General features: G+C 61.7%; 22 protein-coding genes. 17 read left to right on the forward strand and 5 right to left on the reverse strand.

Annotation, left to right across the window (positions count from 1 at the left end; all coding sequences use genetic code 11):
• The first annotated feature begins 14 nt into the window (after positions 1-14).
• Positions 15-221, forward strand: coding sequence for a cold-shock protein (locus tag PAE61_RS08390; RefSeq protein ID WP_271114862.1), 207 nt, complete (start codon positions 15-17; stop codon positions 219-221).
• A gap of 22 nt (positions 222-243) precedes the next feature.
• Here the strand turns inward: PAE61_RS08390 and PAE61_RS08395 are convergent, their stop codons facing one another.
• Positions 244-1,005 (reverse strand): alpha/beta hydrolase, encoded by a 762-nt coding sequence (locus PAE61_RS08395; protein WP_271114863.1) that lies wholly within the window; start codon positions 1,003-1,005, stop codon positions 244-246.
• Between the two features lie 85 nt (positions 1,006-1,090).
• Here PAE61_RS08395 and PAE61_RS08400 point away from each other — a divergent pair, with 85 nt between their 5' ends.
• Both PAE61_RS08400 and PAE61_RS08405 read left to right on the forward strand, forming a co-directional pair.
• Positions 1,091-2,797, forward strand: coding sequence for a calcium-binding protein (locus PAE61_RS08400; RefSeq protein WP_271114864.1), 1,707 nt, complete (start codon positions 1,091-1,093; stop codon positions 2,795-2,797).
• 77 nt (positions 2,798-2,874) lie between these two features.
• A complete protein-coding gene (locus PAE61_RS08405; protein WP_271114865.1) occupies positions 2,875-3,519 on the forward strand; it encodes a DsbA family oxidoreductase in 645 nt (214 codons plus the stop codon).
• A 130-nt stretch (positions 3,520-3,649) separates the two neighbouring features.
• Here the strand turns inward: PAE61_RS08405 and mepK are convergent, their stop codons facing one another.
• The gene (mepK, locus tag PAE61_RS08410) at positions 3,650-4,207 is read right to left on the reverse strand and encodes a peptidoglycan L,D-endopeptidase MepK (protein WP_271114866.1); all 558 of its coding nucleotides are present in this window, start codon (positions 4,205-4,207) and stop codon (positions 3,650-3,652) included.
• Positions 4,208-4,534: 327 nt separating this feature from the next.
• Here mepK and PAE61_RS08415 point away from each other — a divergent pair, with 327 nt between their 5' ends.
• The 4 genes from PAE61_RS08415 (at position 4,535) to PAE61_RS08430 (ending at position 8,841) form a co-directional block, all read left to right on the forward strand.
• The gene (locus PAE61_RS08415; protein WP_271114867.1) at positions 4,535-6,091 is read left to right on the forward strand and encodes a L,D-transpeptidase family protein; all 1,557 of its coding nucleotides are present in this window, start codon (positions 4,535-4,537) and stop codon (positions 6,089-6,091) included.
• Between the two features lie 81 nt (positions 6,092-6,172).
• A complete protein-coding gene (locus tag PAE61_RS08420) occupies positions 6,173-7,258 on the forward strand; it encodes a UDP-3-O-(3-hydroxymyristoyl)glucosamine N-acyltransferase (protein WP_271114868.1) in 1,086 nt (361 codons plus the stop codon).
• A gap of 12 nt (positions 7,259-7,270) precedes the next feature.
• Entirely contained in the window at positions 7,271-7,531 is a 261-nt protein-coding gene (locus PAE61_RS08425; protein WP_271114869.1) for an acyl carrier protein, read from the forward strand.
• Entirely contained in the window at positions 7,528-8,841 is a 1,314-nt protein-coding gene (locus PAE61_RS08430) for a beta-ketoacyl-[acyl-carrier-protein] synthase family protein (RefSeq protein WP_271114870.1), read from the forward strand. The genes PAE61_RS08425 and PAE61_RS08430 overlap by 4 nt, the downstream gene beginning before the upstream one ends.
• Positions 8,842-8,871: 30 nt before the next feature.
• On the opposite strand, the gene PAE61_RS08435 is transcribed toward PAE61_RS08430, so the two are convergent.
• Positions 8,872-9,717, reverse strand: coding sequence for a hydroxypyruvate isomerase family protein (locus PAE61_RS08435; protein ID WP_271114871.1), 846 nt, complete (start codon positions 9,715-9,717; stop codon positions 8,872-8,874).
• Positions 9,693-10,283, reverse strand: a complete 591-nt coding sequence (locus tag PAE61_RS08440; protein ID WP_271114872.1) for a DUF1285 domain-containing protein — start codon at positions 10,281-10,283, stop codon at positions 9,693-9,695. The genes PAE61_RS08435 and PAE61_RS08440 overlap by 25 nt, the downstream gene beginning before the upstream one ends.
• Positions 10,284-10,340: 57 nt before the next feature.
• Here PAE61_RS08440 and PAE61_RS08445 point away from each other — a divergent pair, with 57 nt between their 5' ends.
• The 8 genes from PAE61_RS08445 to lpxB all read left to right on the forward strand — a co-directional run bounded on the left by PAE61_RS08445 (position 10,341) and on the right by lpxB (position 20,356).
• Positions 10,341-11,339, forward strand: coding sequence for an AAA family ATPase (locus PAE61_RS08445; RefSeq protein ID WP_271114873.1), 999 nt, complete (start codon positions 10,341-10,343; stop codon positions 11,337-11,339).
• Positions 11,336-12,220 (forward strand): DUF58 domain-containing protein, encoded by an 885-nt coding sequence (locus PAE61_RS08450; RefSeq protein WP_271114874.1) that lies wholly within the window; start codon positions 11,336-11,338, stop codon positions 12,218-12,220. Before PAE61_RS08445 ends, PAE61_RS08450 begins: the two co-directional genes overlap by 4 nt.
• 2 nt (positions 12,221-12,222) lie before the next feature.
• Complete coding sequence (locus tag PAE61_RS08455; RefSeq protein ID WP_353620388.1) at positions 12,223-14,922, forward strand: DUF4159 domain-containing protein; 2,700 nt, start codon at positions 12,223-12,225, stop codon at positions 14,920-14,922.
• Positions 14,919-17,036 carry a hypothetical protein gene (locus PAE61_RS08460; RefSeq protein WP_271114876.1) on the forward strand — a complete coding sequence of 706 codons (2,118 nt, stop codon included), beginning with the start codon at positions 14,919-14,921 and terminating at the stop codon, positions 17,034-17,036. The genes PAE61_RS08455 and PAE61_RS08460 overlap by 4 nt, the downstream gene beginning before the upstream one ends.
• Positions 17,037-17,112: 76 nt before the next feature.
• On the forward strand, positions 17,113-17,589 hold the full coding sequence (gene fabZ / locus PAE61_RS08465; protein ID WP_271114877.1) for a 3-hydroxyacyl-ACP dehydratase FabZ: 477 nt from the start codon (positions 17,113-17,115) through the stop codon (positions 17,587-17,589).
• Complete coding sequence (gene lpxA, locus PAE61_RS08470) at positions 17,582-18,364, forward strand: acyl-ACP--UDP-N-acetylglucosamine O-acyltransferase (RefSeq protein ID WP_271114878.1); 783 nt, start codon at positions 17,582-17,584, stop codon at positions 18,362-18,364. Before fabZ ends, lpxA begins: the two co-directional genes overlap by 8 nt.
• Positions 18,361-19,155: an LpxI family protein gene (locus tag PAE61_RS08475; RefSeq protein ID WP_271114879.1), complete on the forward strand. Its 795-nt coding sequence runs from the start codon at positions 18,361-18,363 to the stop codon at positions 19,153-19,155. Before lpxA ends, PAE61_RS08475 begins: the two co-directional genes overlap by 4 nt.
• A gap of 46 nt (positions 19,156-19,201) precedes the next feature.
• Positions 19,202-20,356, forward strand: coding sequence for a lipid-A-disaccharide synthase (gene lpxB, locus PAE61_RS08480; protein ID WP_271114880.1), 1,155 nt, complete (start codon positions 19,202-19,204; stop codon positions 20,354-20,356).
• Here the strand turns inward: lpxB and mnmA are convergent.
• On the reverse strand, positions 20,341-21,477 hold the full coding sequence (gene mnmA, locus PAE61_RS08485; protein WP_271115115.1) for a tRNA 2-thiouridine(34) synthase MnmA: 1,137 nt from the start codon (positions 21,475-21,477) through the stop codon (positions 20,341-20,343). The two genes, lpxB and mnmA, sit on opposite strands and share 16 nt — an antisense overlap.
• Before the next feature lie 151 nt (positions 21,478-21,628).
• Here mnmA and sciP point away from each other — a divergent pair, with 151 nt between their 5' ends.
• Both sciP and ctrA read left to right on the forward strand, forming a co-directional pair.
• On the forward strand, positions 21,629-21,904 hold the full coding sequence (gene sciP, locus PAE61_RS08490) for a CtrA inhibitor SciP (RefSeq protein WP_271114881.1): 276 nt from the start codon (positions 21,629-21,631) through the stop codon (positions 21,902-21,904).
• A gap of 92 nt (positions 21,905-21,996) precedes the next feature.
• Positions 21,997-22,707, forward strand: coding sequence for a response regulator transcription factor CtrA (gene ctrA, locus PAE61_RS08495; protein WP_271114882.1), 711 nt, complete (start codon positions 21,997-21,999; stop codon positions 22,705-22,707).
• Positions 22,708-22,962 lie beyond the last annotated feature (255 nt).

The following is a 22,962-nucleotide window of genomic DNA, read 5'->3' on the forward strand; positions in this document are numbered from 1 at the left end:
AAGGAGAGAACGGAATGGCCACTGGCACCGTTAAATGGTTCAACACCACAAAAGGCTACGGCTTTATCGCACCCGATACGGGCGGGAAGGACGTTTTCGTCCATATTTCCGCTGTGGAACGTGCAGGTCTGACCGGGCTGCAGGACAACCAGAAAATCAGCTATGAGCTTCAGGCGGGCCGCGACGGTCGCGAATCCGCTTCGGATCTGAAACTGATCTGATGACTGCTTCGGAAGGGATCGCTCAGGTCCCTTCCTTCTGCCGCGCCTCGCGCGTGTCCAGATAGGCGGCCATGCCTTTCAGATAGAACAGCGATTCCTCGCGTTGTTCGCGTCGGAACTTATGCGCCCAGATCGCAAGATCATCCTGCTTGAACAGTTCTGCGCCGATCTTCCAGAAACTTCCGGCTGTCACCAGCCGCTTATGCGCCGGATGCCCCCCGAACGGCACCGCTACGCCGCGTAACCCTGATGCTACAGCGCCAAGGCTCCGCGCGTGAAGCACATCGCTGCGCAATCTCGGATCGAAAAGAATAGCGCCTTGCAGATCCGGAGCGATTTCCGTGTCCAGATCGTCCCAGACCTCCTCGAATTGCCGCGAGATCCGATTGCGTCGCGCATCCCACGGTGCGCGGGACGGAAAGATCGAATATTGGGGCGAGAACAGCAAAGCATGACGCAGATGCAGCGCTTTCGACAGCAGCACCGCACCATACCCGCCCATTGAAAACGCAACCGTTCTTACATCCCTCGCAACGCAGCAAAGATCATGCAGCGCGGCGCGAAGGTCCTGATTTTCGGGTGTGAGAAACCAGCTATCCTGCGCCAGAACGATGGAAAGCGTGCCGATTCCCTGCTCTGCCAGACGCTTGTTCGGAGCCTGATCCGGGAATGTTTTCCGCCGCCTCCGGCCATGATCCAGCTTGACACAGATCCGCTCGGTCTCTCCGTAATGAACAGCGCGGACATGTTCGCCCGCAAATACCAGCTTACCTTCTGCAGTCATTCGGGCCCGTGTGTCTTTAACTGAGTTTGCAATCTAATGCTCATTGGAAACCGGTTATTCGTATTTGCCGTCCAGAATCCTGTCAATGACAGTAAGGCCGGATGTGATGACGACGACACCGATATTTGTTCTTGCCGGGCAGTCCAACGCCAACAACGAATCCATGATCGCGGCATTGGCCGCGAATATACGCGATTCGGGCGGGGTGCTGGTACATCATGCGGTCAATGGAAGCTCGCTCAGCCCCTATCTGGACGTGCATGGCAATGGCGACTGGTCAGCGGCGGACCGGGCGGATGATGGTGAGCTGCTGGACCAGCTTTTTGCCAAGATTGACGATACCCTGACCTCGCTTGAGGGGGAAGGCAGGCTGGCCGGGGTGATCTGGATTCAGGGCGAAACGGATGCCCGCTTCGATGGCGCATCCCGCGAATATGCCGATCGGCTGATGGATCTGCATCAGGCGTTTCTGGACCGTTTCGGCGATCACCGCATGGCGGTTTCGGCGCTGTCGGGCGAAATCACGGCGCTGCGGGGCGATGAAACCCGGATCGTTGAAAGCTGGGACAGGGTGCGGGAGGGTCAGTTCAAGCTTTCGTCAGAGGTTTCGACGCTTGTCGGGCTGGATCCGGATCGGTTCGGGACGCTGCGCGGATACGAAACCGAAGACATGTTTCGCAGCGATATGCGGCATTACACCGATGAGTTCTCGGCAGAGCTTGGTTCGGCCCTGTTCGATCTTGTCCGGCACCCTCTGGACACGATGCCGTGGCAGGGCGGGGATGGGCATGATCGCTATGTCTATAATGGTAAATACCACCTTGAAATGCAGGCTGGTGACGGGCGCGATACGCTGATCGTCAATCGCCGTGAGGGCGAAACCGTGATTGAATTGGAGGATTCCGGGATCGGTCATATCCGGTCTGCGGATGGGCAGCATATGTTTCTGGCCAATGGGGTTGAGCGTGTGATTACCTATGGTGCCGCGGATGAAATCACGATGGGCGGCACGATTCACGAGGTGCTGACATGCGCGGGAAACGATCTTGTCCGGGGAAGCTGGCGGGACGATTCAATTTCTCTCGGGTCGGATGACGATCAGGGCTATGGTGAGGATGGCGAGGATTGGGTACTTGGCGGCGATGGGCTTGACCGGCTTTTCGGCGGGCGCGGAGACGACACTCTGCATGGTCAGCGCGGCGATGATTTGCTGGCTCTGAACGATGGAGCCGATCGCGGTTTTGGCGGCGACGGGAGTGATACGGTCGATGGTCATGCCGGTGATGACGAGGTGGTCGGCAATGGCGGGAATGACCTGCTTTTCGGCGGCGCGGGCAATGACAGGGTTGTGGGCGCGGCCGGAAATGATCGGGTCATGGGCAATAGCGGCAGCGATACCTTATTCGGCGGTCCCGGCCAGGATATTCTGAAGGCCGGGGATGGGCGCGATTCCATCTGGGCCGGGCCGGGTGACGACCGTGTCGAGGGCGGCAATGGCACTGACGGGCTGCATGGCGGTTATGGCGATGACACGCTGGATGGCGGCGCGGGCGATGATGTGCTGAAGGGGGCGAAGGGGGCGGATCGCTTTATTGTGTCCGCCGGGCATGATCGCATCACCGATTTCGACCCCGCCGAGGATCTGTTGATTTTTTCGCAGAATATGCAGCCTGACTGGGCTCAGCAGGGTGCGCATCTGGTTGCCGAATGGTCGGATGGTGAAGAAAGCGGCAGCGTGACGCTTCTGAACACCGATCTCGATGCGATGCAGCATAGCTGGGATCTTATGTGAAACGGCCCCAGCATTGCATTGCGCCTTAGTGACGGGTAAGCGGGCCAATTATTCCCTCTGCCGCGACCGGAGATGCCATGACCACGCTCGATATTTTTGCCGATCCGACTTGCCCGTGGTGCCTGATCGCGAAGGCCGAGCTGGATCTGGCGATGGAATCGCGTCCCGACCATGATCTGGAACTGGTCTGGCATCCGTTTCGGCTGAATCCCGATCTTCCTCCCTCGGGCATGGATCACGTCGCTTACATGAAGGCGAAATTCGGGGGCGAGGCCGGTATTATCGAAGCGAATGAACCCGTGCTCCGCGCGGCCGAGCGGCTTGGCCTATGGGTGAACATGGCCGCGATTGAGCGTGTTCCGCCGACTCTGGATGCTTTCCGCCTGTTGCATTGGGCCGGGATCGAGGCGGCGCAAAGCCGCGTCATGTCAGGCTTGATGCGGGTCCATTGGCGCGAGGGCCGCAATATTGCGGATCACGGCGTTCTGGCTCAGATCGCCGAGGGGGCGGGGATGAATTCGGAAATGGTCCGGCGGCTTCTTGGAACGGATGCAGATCGTGAGGAAGTCCTGACCCGTGAGGCTCATGCGCGAGAGCGCGGCGTGCGTGCGGTGCCGACATTTGTTCTCGGGAACAGCCATGTGATCCCGGGGGCGCAGGAAGCGGGTTTCTGGCGCGACGTGATCGACGAAATCGCCGAACGGAAGGCGGCAGAAAACTAAGCGTGTCAGTTTATTCGGAAGCTAAAAGCTGAGCCTCCGCAAACAAGGCGGATCAATCAGCTTCACGCCGACCCGGTCCGATACGCAAACAGCCCACCGGGCAGGCGGGCGATTTTGCATTCTAAAGAACTCAGGCGCCCCAGCTACGGATCGGGCCGCAATCCATATGGACGAAGTTCGAGCGCGAGTATTTGCCGACACCGCCACCACGGCAGGCCTGAGCCGCCTGGTACATCTGGTTGACCGAGCGCGATTTCAGACGCAGATCCGCAGCCTGGCCCTTCATATGCAGCGAATTACGCGCAACACCCGACGAACGCGCACGAAGCATCGCGTTGGTCTTGGGAGAGCGGTAACCCGACAGCATCATATAGGGTTCGTTGGTTTGCAGCATGCGATGCGCGGCTGTTGCAATATCGACCGTGCGGGGATCGATGCCGATAGCCTCGCCCGTACGCCAGTCACGCATGAAATAGTTAATTTCGTTCAGCGCGTCGCGGATATACTTGCCATCGATCCAGTATACGGTGTCGATGCTTTCGCCCGTTCTGGGCGAGTACATGCTGATGCGCCGGTAGTCGCCCGAGCGGCGCAGGATTCCGAAAGCGTTGCTTGCGACCGGAGCAGCAGCAACGGTTGTTGCGGCAAAAATACCCATGATGCCGCGGCGGGTGATGTCAAATGTCATTTCAGATCGCCTGTCCTGCTTTTCTTAACTCACCACGTTTGGTGGCACGTTCCTCGTTCTTAACCGGGAACTCGTAAAAACTATGTCACCAACCCACCCTGTGCCGAAAGCAATTCGTTCCATTCAAGGCGGATTGCCGCTAAATTGGGCGGAAATCCGCCGGTGTGTTGTCATGAAGCAACGTAAAAACCAGTCAGTTCGGCGAATGCCGTCCGTTACCGCAGCCAGTCTGGACGCAAGCCCGGGGGGCTGGCAGATTGTCACGAAAACCCGAGCAGAGGTCAAAACGTGAACGAGTTAGCGAATCATCTGCGGCGATTCGCAGGAATGGCCGTATTGGCAGCGATTCTGCCTGCGGCTGCACAGGCTTTTCCGGCGCCGAAGCTGGAATTCTCTGCATTCGAGATGCAGCTTGCCCAGACGGTTGCATCCGATCCGGGACTGGCGGCGTTTTACGGTGCGCATGATCTGAAACCGGTTTTCACCGGACCCGGGGCCGAGTCTCGTCGCAACGCGTTGATTGAGGCCGTTTCGACCGCGCCCGATCACGGCTTGCCGCCGGATCGTTATGCGACGGCAGGGCTGAATCTGTCAGGGGATGCGATGGATGTCGCGTCCGAGGTCAGTTTCGCGCGTCTTCTGTCACGTTGGGCGAATGACGTCTCGAACGGGCTTGTCGATCCTGCCGGGACGGCTGCGATGAACAAGCGGGAGGTTATTCCCGTCGATATGGAAGCCCTGCTTGTCGAGATGACAACAGGAGATCCTGCCGCGGCGCTTGCGGAGTTGCCGCCTCAGGACCCGGCCTATCTTCAGCTTATGGAGATGCTTGCCGGGCAGGCGCGGCTGATCGCTCCGGCAGGGACGCCGATGGTCAGCGAAGGACTTTATAGACCCGGAAGTCAGGGGCAGGGCGTCCGTGATCTGCGCACGCGGTTACAGGCGATCGGTTTTGCGCCGGAAACGCCACCAGAGGATGAACAGGTTTTCGACGAAAATCTGCGCCAGACCGTTGCAGAGTATCAGAAAGCGGCAGGGTTGCCGGTTGACGGCATTGCCGGGCCCAAGACGATCGGACAACTGAACGGTACCAGCACCGGCCCGCAGACCCGCCGTCTGATGATCGCGATGGAGCGGTTGCGGTGGCTGAACGGCCACGATCTGAATACGCGGATGATCTGGGTGAATATTCCCAGCTATATGGCAGAGATCCGTGAAGATGGCCGCGCCACCTTCACCACTCGCGTTGTCGTCGGCGAATCCGATCCTGACTGGCAGACGCCGGAATTCAGTGACCGGATGGAATTCGTCGTGCCGAATCCAAGCTGGAACGTGCCGCGTTCGATTGCAGCGGAATCCTATTTGCCGAGGCTGCGTGCGAACCGCTATGCCGTGTCGCATCTGGATGTCGTGGACCGGCGGGGCCGGGTCATCCCGCGCGAGAATATAGATTTCAGCCAATACAGCGACCGCAACTTCCCGTATTTCCTGCGCCAGAAACCCTCGCCCGATAATGCGCTCGGGCTGGTGAAATTCCTGTTTCCGAATAAGTGGAATATTTATCTGCATGACACCCCGTCAAAGGGGCTTTTCGGAAACTCGAACCGGGCTGCGTCGCATGGCTGTATCCGCGTCGCACGGCCTTTCGATCTTGCTTATGAGCTTCTGCGGGGCAATTCGGATAATCCTCAGGCGCTGTTTCAGCGTATGCTGGACACGGGTGAGGAAAAATGGCTGAAGCTGGATGATACGATCCCCGTGCATCTGGTTTATTTCACCTCGATCCCCGGACCGGATGGTCAGTTGCTCAATTATCGCGATATTTATGGACGCGATGGGCCGCTTTGGGCCGCGATGCAGAAAGCGGCAGCGGCGGGAAGCTGATCCGTGCCGTCGGACAAATTGCCGGAAGGGCTGGCGCTGAGGGCCCCGGATGTCTAGATGACTCCGCGAAAGGAGATCGCGATGCAGATCACGATCAGAGAGCTCGCCAGATCGCTGGATGCCCCTGCCTGGGGCGATCTCGATATGCGTGTCGGCGGAGCGGCGGAACCCTCGCGGTGCGCTCCGGGGCAGATCGCCCTGGCCATGTCGCCGAAATATGCGGAAGCCTTGTCGCCGGGATCGGCTGCCATTCTGGCCGAGGGGATGGACCCGGACTCCTATGGTCTGGCCGCCGCGATCTTTGCCCCGCGCCCGCGCCTGCTGATGGCCGGGCTGACCCGGAATTTCGATCCCGGGCCGGATATCGCGCCGGGCATTCACCCATCTGCGATTATCGACCCATCGACGAAGATCGGCGCAGATGCCGCGATTGGCCCTTTCGTGGTGATCGGTGCGGATGTCGTGATCGGCGAACGCGCCCGGATCGCTTCTCATGTTTCGGTCGGGAAAGGCACGCGGATCGGTGACGATGCGCTGATCCACGCAGGCGTGCGCATCCAGCATGGCGTGGTCATGGGCAATCGCGTGATCGTGCAGGCTGCGGCGGTTATCGGCTCTGACGGTTTCTCATTCGTGACGCCGGACGAATCGGGCGTTGAGGAAATTCGCAGAACTCTTGGAAAAAGAGAAGAATTCCGGGATCAGAAATGGGAGCGGATTCATTCTCTGGGCGCTGTCGAAATTGGCGACGATGTCGAGATCGGTGCTGCGACTGCCATTGATCGCGGCACGATCCGCTCGACCCGGATCGGGCGGGGGACGAAGCTGGACAATCTCGTACATATTGGTCACAACGTCGTGATTGGTGAGGATTGCCTGATTTGCGGTCAGGTCGGTGTGGCCGGATCGTCGATTGTCGGGAACCGGGTCGTTCTGGCGGGGCAATGCGGCGTCTCGGACAATATTACCATCGGTGACGATGTGATCGCCGGCGGTGCGACGAAGATTTTCAGCCGGGTCCAGTCAGGGCGGGTTCTTCTGGGCAATCCGGCCGTGGAGATGACGACCAGAATGGAAATGGACCGCGCCACCCGCAGGCTTCCGCGTCTGGCTGAAAAGGTCGCAAAGCTTCAGAAAACTGTTACAGACTTGCTGGACAAGACCTGATCGGAGGATCACATGACCGAAATTCGCAATCGCATTCGTGAAATCATCGCCGAGCAGGCCATGCTGGATGTGTCGGAAGTTACCGACCAGTCCAGCCCTGAAGATCTCGGCATCGACAGTCTCGGGCTGGTCGAATCGATTTTCGCCCTCGAATCCGAATTCGATATCACCATACCGTTCAATGCGAATGAACCCGAAGAATCGGAATTCGACATTTCCAGCATGGGCAGCATTATCGCCTCGGTCGAAAAACTGGTGGCCGAAAAGGCATGAGTGCGAAGAAGACCCGGGACGACAAGTCCAAAGACAGCAAGAGCACAGACGGCAAAGCCAGGACGAAGCCATCCTCTGCGGCGCATTATACCAGTGGCGGCCCAAGGCGCGTGGTCATCACGGGCATGGGGACGGTCAATGCGTTGGGTCTGGATGTGCCGACAACGCTCGAGGCGTTTCGTGAGGGGCGCTGCGGAATCACTCAGCTCGATTTCCGGGATGTGGACCGGCTGGCGATCCAGATCGGCGGCCAGATCCATGACTGGCAGCCGGAAAACTGGTTCAACCGTCAGCAGATTCTGCTTTACGACAAGTTCACCCAGTTCACCCTGCTGGCCGCGAAAGAGGCGGTGGGTCAGTCCGGCTTGCAGTTTTCAGGCGAACTCGGGCTGCGTTCGGGTGTGATTCTGGGCACGGCAGGCGGCGGGCTGAATACCTGGGATGAAAACTACCGGGTGGTCTATGAAGAAAAGAAGAACCGCGTTCATCCTTTCGTCGTTCCCAAGCTGATGAACAACGCCGCCGCCAGCCATGTCTCGATGGAGTTTGAACTGCGCGGCCCGGCTTTCACCGTCGCAACCGCCTGCGCAAGCTCCAACCATGCGATGGGGCTTGCCTTCCAGATGGTCCGCTCGGGCGCGGCGTCGGTGATGCTGACCGGCGGGTCCGAGGCGATGTTGTGTTTTGGTGGTGTGAAGGCGTGGGAAGGACTGCGCGTCATGTCGCGCGATGCCTGCCGTCCGTTCAGCGCCAACCGGAACGGGATGGTTCAGGGTGAGGGCGCAGGTGTCTTCGTCTTCGAGGATTACGAACATGCCCGCGCCCGTGGTGCGGATATTCTGGCCGAAGTGGTCGGTTTCGCCATGTCCTCCGACGCGCAGGATATCGTGATGCCTTCGGCGCAGGGCGCGGAACGTGCAATTACCGGTGCGATGAAAGATGCCGGGCTGAACCCGGAGGATATCGGCTATATCAATGCGCATGGGACAGGAACGGCGGCGAACGACAAGACCGAATGCGCCGCTGTGGCGCATGCATTCGGGCATCATGCCGACCGGCTGATGATCTCTTCGACCAAATCGATGCATGGCCACGTCATCGGGGGGACCGGCGCGGTAGAGTTGCTTGCCTGCGTGATGGCGCTGCGCGAAGGTGTTATCGCGCCGACGATCGGCTATGAAGAGCCCGATCCGGAATGCGCGTTGGATGTGGTCCCGAATGAGGCGCGGGAGACGAAGGTGACAGCGGTGTTATCGAACGCTTTCGCATTTGGCGGGCTGAATGCGGTGATTGCGCTGCGTCAGGTCTGAAACGCGCCGGGGCAATTCTCTCAGCGGCGCCTATGCGCCGCCCGGATTTGCCCTTCCGAAGCCCCAGCCGGTAAAAGCGCCATTCTTCTGCGTGTTCTTCTGCGTGGCGGAAGGGGCATGTTCCGGGCGTTTCATCCAGCGCAGACCCGCCTCTGTCGTCGTGCGCGGCTTGTATTCCGCCGCGACCCAGCCGGGATAGTCCGAGGCATCGACGGCGCGAAAGAAATCGCGGTAATCGATATCGCAATCCCGGGGCTCATGACGGTCCGGGGCGCCCGCGATCTGGATATGCCGGACATAGCGCATATAACGCCGCCATGTCCCGACCACGTTGCCGGTGATCATATGCACCTGATAAGCGTCGAATTGCAGGCCCAGATTTGGTGCATCGACCCTTTTGATGACCTCGACCGCCGTATCGAAATCCGACAGGAAATAGCCGGGCATGTCGGTCTGGCTCATCGGTTCGATGGTCAGGCTGGCATGAGGCGCACGCTCGGTTGCCCATTTCAGGTTCTCGACGAAGCAATCCATCGCGGATTTTCCTGACGATTTGCCCGCCATCACGTGAATGTGACGTGCCGAGAGCTCTTCTGCCGTTCGCAGCGTGGTTTCGAAGTCGTTCCGGAACCGTTCTTTTGCTTCCGGAACCGCTGCGAAACCACGCGGCCCGCCCGCCCAGTTCGGTGGCGGGCAGTTTATCAGAACGATCTCAAGCCCCGATCTTCTTGCGGCCTGTCTCAGCTCACGTAGTGGCATGTCATAGGGGTAAAGAATTTCTACACCCTTAAAGCCGACACGCTTGGCAGCAGCAAATCTCTGCAGAATAGGCAGTTCATTAAACAGCAAAGTCAGATTTGCGGCGAAACGTGCCATGTTTCGGGCTCCAACTCGTGAAATTCACCGGCTGACCTTATGCCAAGGCGCCCATCGGGGCCTGGAACTGCGGCTTCGGCCAGCCGGTAAAAGCTCTTTCTGTCGATCCGGGCCAGAAGACCGCCCCGAACTTGTACATAAGGGCGGGGGTTTTCTTCCGTTCCCGCCATAATCAAACGGTGATCACGGTCCAATGACACATCATCACCGACATTTGTCAAGAATATAACAACTTTACAAATTTCAACATCAACGGCGATGAAGGGCGCATCTTCAACCTGAATACCAATTTTTTCCACCGGAGTCACAATATAGTGGCGACCATTTTCATATTTCAGGATATTTGAGAACATTCGCACCATTTCAGGCCGCCCGATGGGAGATCCTTCGTGGATCCAGGTGCCGTCCGCGCGTATGAGCAGATCCATTTCGCCGCAATAAGGCGGGTCCCAGAGATGCACCGGCGCAGGACCTTTCATGCCCTGTTTCCGAACGGTATCCATCATGCCGCCTGCGCGGTCGCCCGCCGGGACGGTCTGGTTCGGGTTGTTGGACTGTTTGCCCATTTCACCTGCGTCCGATCCGTGGTTTCATGGTGCATAGAGCAGAATGAGAGAAATGTCATGACCGAGGATGACAGGCTGGTTGATGAAATCCTGACACTGGGCAACAGGCTGGTGCAGGCGCGGGCCAGTATCGAGCGCCGTTTCGTGGGTCAGCACGATGTCGTGGAACAGGTGCTTGCGGCGGTGTTGTCGGGCGGCCATGCGCTGCTGGTCGGGCAGCCCGGCCTGGGCAAGACCATGCTGGTGGATACGCTGGCGACCGTACTTGGGCTGGAAGATGCCCGTATCCAGTTCACGCCGGATCTGATGCCCGCCGATATTCTGGGCTCCGAGGTTCTTGACCAGTCGGCGGACGGGCGCAGGCAGTTCCGCTTTGTCGAGGGGCCGGTCTTTACCCAGCTTCTCATGGCGGATGAAATCAACCGCGCCAGCCCGCGCACACAATCGGCGCTTCTTCAGGCAATGCAGGAAGGGCAGGTCACAGTTGGCGGGATGCACCGGCCTCTGGGGCGGCCTTTTCATGTGTTGGCGACTCAGAACCCGATCGAGCAGGAGGGCACCTATCCCTTGCCAGAGGCGCAGCTTGACCGGTTCCTGATGCAGGTGGATGTCGATTACCCGGATCGTGACACGGAACGCGAGATCCTTCTGGCGACGACCGGCATCGAGCAGGACGAACCGCATGCGGTCATGGATGCTGCCGGTCTGATCGCGGCGCAGGCTCTGATCCGCCGAATGCCGGTTGGCGAGGCGGTGGTGAATGCAATTCTGGATCTGGTCCGTGCGCTGAGGCCCGGCCCGGACGGTGCGGATTGGGTGGCCGAAACGCTGAGCTGGGGGCCGGGGCCGCGTGCGGCTCAGTCGCTGATGATGGTGACACGCGCCCGGGCGGTGCTGAACGGCCGCTTCGCGCCGTCTCTGGAGGATGTCGATGCGATGGCCGCGCCGGTGCTGCGGCACAGGATGGCGCTTGGCTTTGCGGCGCGGGCGCGGGGCGAGACGACCGACAGCGTGATTGACCGCGTTCGTGATGCGCAATTCCGGCAGGCGGCGTGAGTGAGACTGCACCCAATCCTGCCGCCCTCTTTCGAGCACGGGCCGAGGCAGAGGCCGCCGCGCTGCCGCCTCTGATTCTGTCGCGCGGAGCGATTGCCGCAACCGCCGTGCCGGGCGGGCATGGGCTGAGGCGTCCGGGGACCGGAGAGGATTTCTGGCAATATCGCCCCGCGCATGAGGCCGATACGGCGCGGGCAATTGACTGGCGGCGCTCGGCCCGGGGGGATTCACATTTCGTCCGCGACCGAGAGCGTCAGACGGCCCGCACCGCTTCGCTCTGGGTCGGGCGCGGCGCGGGAATGGGCTATCGCGGGCAGGCGGATACAGGCGAAAGCAAGTTCGACCGGGCAAGGCTGATCGCGCTGTCGCTGTCGCTGTCGATGCTTCGGGGCGGAGAGCGTGTCGGCCTGCTTGGCGAAAGACCGGGTTCCGGCGCCACGCAGGCAGAGAGGCTGAGTCTTGCGGTTGACTTGATGGCGATGCTTGGCTCTGACGGCGATGCGCCTGAAACCGGGGCTGTACGGCAGGGGCAGACGGTTATCCTGATGGATGATTTTCTGTTGCATGACAGTCGTCTGGACCTGTTTCTTCAACGCGCTGCGGGGCTTGGTGTGAATGGCGTCCTGTTGCAGATCCTGCACCCGGATGAAGAGGCGTTTCCCTTCGACGGCGCAGTGCGCTTTGAAACCGCCGGAGGGCTGCGGCATGAAACGCGGGATGCGGACGGGCTGCGGATGGCCTATCATGCGCGGCTTGAGGAACGGCGGCAGGACTTGTCCACAATGGCGCGTCAGGCCGGGTTTCAGTTCGGGACACATGATCTGGGTCAGCCGGTTTCTCAGGCTCTGATCTGGCTTTACGGAGTGCTTTCGGCGCAATGATGATGCTGGGTCCGATAGGTTTCGGCACCCCTCTGGTGCTGTTGTCGCTTGCCGCCTTGCCGCTTCTGTGGTGGCTGCTGCGGGCCTTGCCGCCAGTGCCGCGCCGGATCCGGTTTCCCGGCACCGTTCTGTTATCGGGGCTGCGTGATGCCGACCCGATCGCGCGGCGCACACCGTGGTGGCTTTTGCTGCTGCGAATTTTCGCGGTGGCGGCGGCGATCCTTGCCTTCGCTCAGCCGGTCTGGCAGCCTGCGGCTCCGACGGCAGAGGGAGACGCGCTGCTGATCGTCATGGATGCCGGCGCGACCGCCGCGCCGGGCTGGATACAAAGCCGCAACCGCGCGATACGAGCCGCCGAGACCGCCATTTCCGAAGGCCGCCCGGTCGCGGTGCTGACCGCTGACGGACCCGGAGACGAGCCGCTGAGCTTCGGCGCGGACGGCTCGGTGGCGGCGACATTGCGAGCGGCTGATCCGCAGCCCTGGCCGGGAGGCTATCCCGCCGATCCCGCCGCGATGCTTGCAAATGCGCCGCAGGGCAGTCTGCGGACATTATGGCTGAGCGACGGAGCAGATCATCCCAACCGCGCCGACTGGCTGGCCGAGTTGACCTCGCTTGGGCCTGTCAGCGTCTTTCCCCCGGCGGTGCCGCCTCTGGCGCTGCATATGGTCGAGGACGGGGCGCAGCCTTTGCTGGAACTCAGCGCTCTTGATGAAAACGCGCCTGAAATCATTGCGTTCGGGCCAGATCCTCAGGGAGTTCCGCGCGAACTGGCGCGGCTGCAACCGGGCGGGGCGCGGATCTCTAATGGGGTGGTCACGCGCCCGATACGTGTCGATCTGCCTGCCGAATTGCTGGGCCGGGTGACGCGGCTTCAGGTCGATGGGGTGGCCTCGGCGGCGGCGGTGGTTCTGGGCGATGACCGGCTGCGTCGTCCTGTCGTGGCGCTGATCGGCGATGGGCGCGCCACATCCGAGGGTCAGGCCCTGTTGTCTCCCGCCCATTATCTGCGCAGCGCTCTGGCCAAATCGGCGCGGTTGATCGAGACCGGATTAAGCGATGCGCTGACCGCAAATCCCGATGTCATCATCCTGATGGATCAGATCGGCCTGGACGCGGATGGTGCACTTGCCGACTGGGTCGCCGGGGGCGGCCTGCTGATCCGCTTTGCCGGGCCACGCATGGCGGCGGATCCGAATCTGGGGGCCGAGCCGCTTTTGCCCGTCCGGCTGCGTCCGGGAGGGCGCGATATGGGCGGAGCGCTGAGCTGGGGCGAAGCGCGGCCACTGGCTCCTTTCCCCGAGGATGGGCCGTTTGCCGGGCTGACCATTCCCGATGATGTCACCATACGCGCTCAGCTCATGGCCGAGCCTGCCCCTGAACTGGCCGAACGCAGTATCGCCACGCTGACAGATGGCACGCCTCTGGTCACCCGCGCTGCTGAAGGTGAGGGGGATGTGGTGCTGTTTCACTCGACCGCGAATGCAAGCTGGTCGTCGCTGCCCATTTCCGGGCTGTTCGTCGGAATGCTGGACCGTCTGATCGCGACTTCGGGACGTGTGGCAGATGAGGACACGCCGCTGCCCGCCGGTGGGATCTGGACCGCGCAGCAGGTGCTGGACGGGTTCGGCAGGCTCTCGCCGGTAGAGGATCCCGCTCCGGTCGAGGCCGAGGCACTGGCGGAAGGGGCGCAGCGCGGGGTTCCCGCCGGGCTTTATACGTCGGGCGAGCAATATATGGCGCTGAACGTAGGCGCTCCGGTCGCGCCTGCCACATGGCCGGGGGCCAGCATCGAAAGCGCTGCAAGCCCCGGCCTGCCTCTGGCTGGCTGGCTGCTGGCGGCGGCGGCTTTCGCGCTGATCTGCGACACATTCGGCAGTATTTTCCTGCGCCGTGGAAGTTTCGCCGCGATTCTGCTGGCGATGGTTCTGGCGCAGCCCAATCCGTCGGACGCGCAGGAGATCGACGCGGATTTCGCGCGGGCCGCATCCGAATTCGCAATGGCCTATGTGCTGACCGGCGATGACGAACTGGACGAGATCTCCCGCACCGGGCTGACGGGCCTGTCGCTGACGCTGACCTCGCGCACCACGGTTGAGCCGACTGAGCCCGTTGCCGTCGATCTGGAAACTGCGGATCTCAGCCTGTTGAGCTTTCTTTACTGGCCTGTCGGGCCTGATCAGGCGATCCCCTCGGCGGATGCCTATCTGCGGCTGAACCGGTTTCTGCGCGGCGGGGGGATGATCCTGTTCGATACGCGGGATGCGGATCTGGCGGGCACCGGCCCTGACGGCTCGGACGACCTGCGAAGGCTGGCGGGACCGCTGGATATGCCGCCTTTGCAGCTTGTCCCCGAGGATCATGTGCTGACCCGCAGCTTCTATCTGCTGGATGACTTCCCCGGACGTTATGCAAATGGCGATGTCTGGGTCGAGGCCGGAGCGGCGCAGGATGGCAGCGTGAATGACGGTGTGTCGCCGGTGGTGATCGGCGGGAATGGCTGGGCCGAGGCATGGGCGGTGGATGATCGCGGTCTGCCTCGGTTTGCTGTGGGAGTCGGGTTCGAGGGCGAAAGACAGCGGGAAATGGCGCATCGCTTCGGCGTGAACCTGATCATGTATGTGCTGACCGGAAATTATAAATCCGACCAGATCCATATCCCCGAATTGCTCAGCCGCTTGCGTCAGGAGGAACTGCGATGAGCTGGGGCGGTCTGGTTCTGGACCCTCTGCTTGCGCCGCTGATCGGGGCGGCGGCGGGCTGGCTTGCCGCTGCGGTGGCAATCGCGGCGCTTGTCGTGACGCTGATTGCCCGGTGGAAAGGCCTGCGCGGCGCATGGTGGCGCGGCGCGGCGCTGCTGCTGATCGCGGCGGCGCTTGCCGGGCCGGGGCTGGAGCGTGGCACGACGCAGAAACTGGCCGATATCGTCCTGCTGGTCGATGATCGCAGCGCCAGCCAGACACTGCCGGGGCGGCGGGCAGCCAGCGATGCGGCTCTGGCGCAAATTGAGGACACCCTCTCAACCTGGCCGGATACGGAGATTCGGCGCATCACGGTCGGGGATGATGAGGATGGAACGCTGCTTGGCGCGGCTCTGTCCCGTGCGATTGCCTCTGAACCGGCGAACCGGCTGGCGGGGGCGGTGGTGGTCAGCGACGGTCTGGCCCATGACCGCGCCGCGATTCCCCCCGATGCGCCTGCGCCGGTGCATTTCCTGCAAACGGGTACACCCGGGGATTGGGATCGGCGGATCGTCGTCGATGAGGCCCCCCGCTTCGCCCTGATCGGAGAACCCGCCGCGATCCGGCTGCATATCGCCGATGAAGGCGCAGTGCCGGATGCCGCGGGCGGCCCGATGACCCTGACCGCGACGCTTGACGGAGACGTCATTGCAACCGTTGCGGTGGTGCCTGGGGCGCAGTTTGCCTTGCCGGTAACGCTTGAAAGCGCGGGCGCGAATGTCATACAGCTTTCCATCGAGACCCGCGACGGAGAACTGACCGGGTTGAATAATCAGGTCGCGCTGACGGTGAATGCGGTGCGCGACCGACTGCGGGTCTTGCTGGTCTCGGGAGAGCCTAATCCGGGTGAAAGAGTTTGGCGCAATCTTCTGAAATCAGATGCAAATGTGGATCTGATCCATTTCACCATCCTGCGGCCTCCGGAAAAATTCGATGGCGTGCCGGTGAATGAGCTGGCGCTGATCGCCTTCCCCACGCAGGAATTATTCATGGAGCGGATCGAGGATTTCGATCTGATCATTTTCGACCGCTATCGGATGCGCGGTATTCTTCTGCCGCAATATTACGACAATATCCGCCGTTATGTGGAGAATGGCGGCGCGGTTCTGGTCTCGGCGGGACCGGAATTTGCCGGGGTCGAAAGTCTGGCGCGGTCCTCTCTGGGTGAGATCCTGCCCGCAAGACCCACGGGTCGCGTCATTGACGGCCCGTTCCGTCCGCAACTGACCGAGGCGGGGCGGCGGCATCCGGTCACCGAAAGCCTGCCCGGTGCGCCTGCCGCTGACGGAGAGGAGCCGGGCGATGTCTGGGGGCGATGGCTGCGCATGATCGAGACCGCCCCGGCACCGGGCAGCACCGTCGCAATGGTCGGCGATGCCTCGCAGCCCTTGCTGATTCTGGGTCGTGCCGGTGAGGGCAGGGTGGCGCTGATCGCCTCGGATCAGGTCTGGCTGTGGGGGCGTGGCTTCGAGGGTGGCGGTCCGCAGCTCGATCTGATGCGGCGCGTGGCGCATTGGGCGATGAAAGAGCCCGAACTTGAGGAGGAGGCGCTTGAACTGGATATCTCCAGCGGGCTGACGCTTGGGATTACACGGCGCAGCCTTCTGGATGTGACGGAACCGGCGCGCGTGACCGGTCCGGATGGCGAGACGGCGGAGATTGCCTTGCAGGAGGGCGATCCGGGTCAGTTCGAAGGAAGTTTCACGGCACCGCAACCCGGTCTTTACACGGTGCGGCACGGCGATCTTGTGCGCTCCGTTGCCATTGGTCCGGCGGCCCCGCAGGAATTCGACCGCACCGTCGCCAATGCCGCGGCGTTGGCCGGGCTGGCCGAGACCTCTGGCGGCAGCGTTCAGCGCCTCTCGGACGGCATCCCCGAGCTGCGCCGCGTGGCCGAAGGACGGCCCACAGAAGGGCGCAGCGTCACCGGCCGCTGGATCGGTCTGACCGAACGTGGGGCCGAAACCGTCACGGGCCTGTCGCGCCGCCCGATCCTGCCCGGATGGGCATGGCTGGCACTGGTTTCCGCAACGATGCTGCTTGGATGGCTGCGCGAAGGCCGCAGGCGGCTGTGATAGTTGATGCGCTGTCCTTGCCAATGCGCCCCGGCCTTTGGTAGCACCGTTCCCAACCGTTTTGAAAGGCGCAACAATGGCCGAGATCCAGACTACAGAGGCCGATATCGGTCTGATCCAGCGTATTATTCCGCATCGCTATCCGTTTCTTCTGATCGACCGGGTACGCGATATTGTACCAAACACATCCGGCGTTGGAATCAAGAACGTCACCTTCAATGAGCCGCATTTTCAGGGCCATTTTCCCGGCCAGCCGGTGATGCCGGGCGTCACCATCGTCGAGGCGATGGCGCAGACGGCGGCGGTTGTCGTCGGCGTCAGCCTCAATCTGGCCGATAAGGGGATGAAGACCTATTTCATGGCCATCGACAAGGTGAAGTTCCGCCGCATGGTCGTGCCGGGCGATGTTCTGGAACTGGCGGTCGAGGTCAAGCGCGGCGGCGGCAAGATCTGGAAATTCACCGGGCGCGGCACGGTCAATGGCGAACTCGCCTGCGAGGCCGAATTCACCGCCATGATGGACCGGCCCGCGAAAGAGAATGCGGATGGCTGAGCCCGGCATTCACCCTTCGGCGATCATTCAGCCCGGCGCCGAGATCGGAGAGGGCGTCAGCATCGGCCCGTTCTGCGTCGTCGGCCCTCAGGTCCGGCTTGGCGACAGGGTGGTGCTGAAATCCCATGTGGTGATCGAGGGCGACAGCACAATCGGTGAAGATACGGTGATCTTTCCCTTCGCCTCGATCGGGCAGGACCCTCAGGATCTGAAATTCCGCGGCGAGCATACCAGGCTGGAAATCGGCGCCCGCAACCGGATCCGCGAATATGTGACCATGAATCCCGGGACCGGCGGCGGCGGCGGGCTGACCCGGGTCGGGGATGACGGGCTGTTCATGGCGTGCTCTCATGTGGCGCATGACTGTCAGATCGGCGATCGCGTGGTGATGGCGAACTCTGTCGCCGTTGCGGGGCATTGCCATGTCGGGGATGATGTCGTGATCGGCGGCCTGTCCGGGATCCATCAATTCGTGCGGATCGGCCACGGCGCGATGATCGGTGCGCTTTCGATGGTGACGGCGGATGTGCTGCCTTACGGGCTTGTCCACGGGCCGAGGGCCTATCTGGATGGGCTCAATCTGGTGGGTCTGAAGCGGCGCGGGGCGACCCGTGCCGAGATAGCCGAGTTGCGCAGCCTGCTGGCCGGTCTGTCCGAAGGCGCGTTCCGTGATCACGCGCAAAGCCTGGCCGGGCAGGATCACGGCGAAAAAGCCCGCGAGATCATCGATTTCATCCTTGGCCCTTCTGATCGCAGCTTTCTGAAACCGAAATGAGCCGTACAGCCATCATCGCCGGAGAAGGCGCACTCGCATCGGTTGTCGCAGAGATGCTGGACAACCCTGTCATCGCCTCGCTTGAGGGGTTTTCGCCGCCTATTCCGCATGAAACCTTCCGGCTGGAGCGGCTTGTCCCCTTCTTCGACTGGCTTTCGGGTCAAGGGGTCGAGCATGTGACCTTTGCCGGTGCGGTGCGGCGGCCCCGGCTCGATCCCGAGGCGTTTGATCCCCGCACCGCAAGTCTGGTGCCGCGCATTCTGGCAGCCATGCAATCCGGCGACGATGCCGCGCTGCGCGAGGTTCTGGCGCTGTTCGAGGAAGCCGGTTTCCACATTGTCGGAACCGCCGAAATCGCGCCGGACCTCGTTCCCGGCCCGGGCATTCTGGCCGGAGAGCCCCGCGCCGACGATATCTCTGACGCCGACCGGGCGCGGGAAATCGTCAGTGGCATTGGCGGGCTGGATATCGGGCAGGGCGCGGTGGTGGCTCAGGGGCTGTGCCTGGCGGTGGAAACCCTGCCGGGGACGAATGCGATGCTGGACTTCGTGGCCGCGCATCGGAATATGCGTCCGCGTCCCAACGGTGCCCGTGGCGTGTTCTGGAAAGCCCCGAAACCGGATCAGGACCGGCGAATCGATCTGCCCTCGATCGGGCCGGAAACTGTTGACCGGGCCGCCCGCGCCGGGCTTGCCGGGATCGCATGGGAAGCCGGAGGGGTTATTCTGATCAACCGCGAAGAAGTCGTGGAACGCGCCCGCGCCGCAGGTGTTTTCCTTTGGGCGCGATAGCACGCAAACGCGGTTTCGCTGCCGTGAACGACAAAGGAGGAACGAAATGCGCGTCTTCCTGATCGCAGGCGAGGCCTCGGGCGACCGGCTTGGCGGAGCGTTGATGGCCGGGCTTCGCACATTGCAGCCGGAGATCCGGTTTGACGGGATCGGCGGCCCCCTGATGATCTCGCACGGGCTGCAAAGCCGCTTTCCGATGGACGAACTGTCGGTCATGGGGATTGCCGAAGTTCTGCCGAAATACCGGCATCTGAAGCGGCGTATCGCGGAAACCGCCGCTGCCATTGCCGAATCACGGCCCGATGCCCTGATCACCATCGACAGCCCCGATTTCTGCCTGCGCGTCGTCAAAGCCGCTCAGCAGCTTGGCTATGATGGCCCGGTGATCCATTACGTCGCCCCGTCTGTCTGGGCCTGGCGGCCGGGCAGGGCGAAGAAAATGGCGAAGCTGGTCGATCATGTTCTGGCCCTGCTGCCGTTCGAGCCGCCTTTGATGGAAGCCGCCGGGATGAGCTGCGATTTCGTCGGGCATCCCGTGGTTGCACAGCCCCGCGCTACCGAAAGTCAGGCGCGGGCCTTCCGCGAAGCGCATGAGATCGAACCGGATGCGCCGCTGGTGATGTGTCTGCCCGGCTCGCGCAAGGGTGAGGTCTCGCGGCTGGCTCCGCGCTTTGATGAGGCGCTGATCCGGGTACGTGACCGGATCCCGGAACTTCGCGTGGTGATCCCGACCGTGCCGGGCGTCTCACGCATGGTGCGCGACATGACAAGACGCTGGCCAACCGCGCCCATCGTCGTCGAGGCCGAGGATGACCGGCAGGCCGCCTTCATGGCTGCCGATCTGGCTCTGGCCGCGTCGGGGACGGTCAGCCTTGAACTTGCGGCGAATGGCGTGCCGATGATTATCGCCTATGACATGGCGCCTTTATCCCGCTGGCTGATCGGGATGTTGCTGAAAACCGATACAGTGACACTGGTCAATCTGGTCAGCGATACCCGTGCCGTGCCGGAATATCTGGGGCGCAACTGCCGCGCCGATCTGATCGCTAATGCGCTGCTTGAATTGCTGGAGATGCCTGAAAAACGCGCCAGCCAGTCCGAGGCGATGGCGCTGACGATGAAACGTCTGGGTGAGGGCGGCGCACCTCCGGGGCTGCGCGCCGCAAAATCGGTGCTGGATTTCCTTCAGCGCCGCGGCTGAATCCAACCGCCACCCAAAACGCGCGTGGCTCCGGTCTCATAGAAGACGCAGGCCTGTCCGGGGCTGACACCCTCTTCGGGGTCAAGCAGTTCGACCTCTGCGCTGCGCGGTCCGGTGGGGCGCAGGATCGCCTCGCGCGGGGGGCGCGTCGAGCGGATGCGGACAGAGATCTGACGCTCGGTCCCCTCGAACGCGCCGCCGCCGATCCAGTTGACCTCACCGACGGGAACGATCCGGGTGGACAGGGCCTCACGCGGGCCGACAATGACCCGGCGGTTATCCGGGTCCAGCTTGACGACGTAAAGCGGATCGCCAAGTCCGCCGATACCCAGACCGCGCCGCTGACCGATGGTGTAATGGATCACGCCGCGATGCTCGGCCAGCACATTGCCGTCCATATCGACGATCTCACCGGGATCGGCGGCACCCGGACGCAGTTTCTCGATGACCGACGCGTAATTCCCGTTCGGCACGAAGCAGATATCCTGACTGTCGGGCTTGTCGGCAACGGACAGCCCATAGCACGAAGCCATCTCACGCGTCTGCGCCTTGCTTTCCAGATGGCCCAGAGGGAAGCGCAGAAAATCAAGCTGCTCCTGCGTGGTTGAGAACAGGAAATAGCTCTGATCCCGGTGCGGATCGGCCGCCATGTGAAGCTCGGCCCCGCCCGGCCCCATGCGCCGCTGGATATAATGACCCGTCGCCATGCAATCCGCATCCAGATCACGCGCGGTTTCCAGCAGGTCGCGGAATTTCACGCGTTCATTGCAACGGATGCAGGGCACAGGCGTTGCGCCTGCCAGATAGGCATCCGCGAATTCGTCGATCACGGATTCGCGGAACTTGTTTTCATAATCCAGCACGTAATGCGGAAAGCCGATACGCTCGGCCACCCGGCGGGCATCGTGAATATCCTGCCCCGCACAGCATGCGCCCTTCTTGGCAAGCGCGGCACCATGATCGTAAAGTTGCAGCGTGACCCCGATCACATCGTAACCCTGCTGCGCCAGATGCGCGGCAACGACAGAACTGTCCACGCCGCCCGACATGGCGACGACGACACGCGTATCTGCGGGCGCTTTCGCGAAACCCAATGAATTCAGGCCCGTCTGCGGGCGAATGGAGGTCGTGACTGTCACGGAGTATCCTTTCGGACGGCGCTTTCCCGCCGGTGTTTGTCGAAAATTATAGGAAATATTGAGGTTTTCTCAAGAGGCGGTTCATTGGGGCTTAAGTACTATGTGGCAGATATGCGTCTGAAAGGAGCCGCCGATGTATCTGCGAAAATCCAACGGACCCCGCGCCGTCACACTGGCGAATGGCGATGTGCTGTCGCTGGCCGACCTGCCGCCACCCGATACAAGATGGGTGGCCAGCCGCAAGGCTGTTGTCGTCAATGCCGTCATGCATGGGCTTCTCACCCGGGATGAGGCGCTGTTGCGCTATGGATTATCCGGTGAGGAGTTCGATGCCTGGTGCAAGGCAATCGATTCACATGGCGTCCGCGCATTACGGGTCACGGCACTTCAGCAATACAGACAACCTTAGGTTGTTTATTAATTTAAATTACAATAATAACGGGATATTAACTTTTGCACCCGATGGTAATCGCCGGAACATATTCTGACAGGAGCCGATAAATGCGCATTCTTCTGGTCGAGGACGACCCAAGCACCGCACGCAGTATCGAACTGATGCTGACCAATGCCAGCTACAACGTGTTCATCACCGATATGGGTGAAGAGGGAATCGATCTCGCCAAGCTTTACGACTATGACCTGATCCTTCTGGATCTCGATCTGCCGGATATGAGCGGGATGGACGTGATCCGCCAGATCCGCATGTCGCGCATCGACACTCCGATCCTGATCCTGACCGGCTCTGACGATACGGAAAGCAAGCTGAAAGGGTTCGGCTTCGGCGCCGATGACTATATGACGAAACCGTTCCACCGCGAGGAACTGATCGCACGTATCGCGGCGATCATCCGTCGCTCGAAGGGGCACAGCCACTCGATCATCCGGACGGGCGATCTGATGGTCGATCTCGACGCACGCTCGGTCGAGGTGAACGGAAGCCCGGTGAACCTGACCGGCAAGGAATATCAGATCCTGGAACTTCTCAGCCTGCGCAAGGGCACGACGCTGACCAAGGAGATGTTCCTGAACCATCTCTATGGCGGCATGGACGAACCCGAGCTGAAGATCATCGACGTATTCATCTGCAAACTGCGCAAGAAACTGTCCGCGGCCCTTGGCGGAGAAAACCATATCGAAACGGTCTGGGGCCGGAACTATGTCCTGCGCGATCCCGAACCCGGGATGGACAGCCAGTTCGCCATCGGGGCGTGAAATGCTGACCGGCGAAACTGTGCCGTGATCGCCGGATTCCTCTGACGCGGATGACTGGTCAGGCACAGACACAGAGTCTATCACCCGATATGTGCGGCCCGTGGCGTGAACCGGGCTGTTTCATGAAGGGGATGGACGATGGCGGCGCAGGATCGCAAAAACAGCACAGGCACATCCGAAGCGGAAACTGACGGGCCGGGGCGTGGGAAATCCGCCCGACCCGAGGCAAAAGAAGCTGGGGCCGGGGGCGCTACG

Origin of the sequence: Paracoccus aerodenitrificans (assembly GCF_027913215.1) — a bacterium.
GTDB classification, from domain to species: Bacteria; Pseudomonadota; Alphaproteobacteria; order Rhodobacterales; family Rhodobacteraceae; genus Paracoccus; species Paracoccus aerodenitrificans.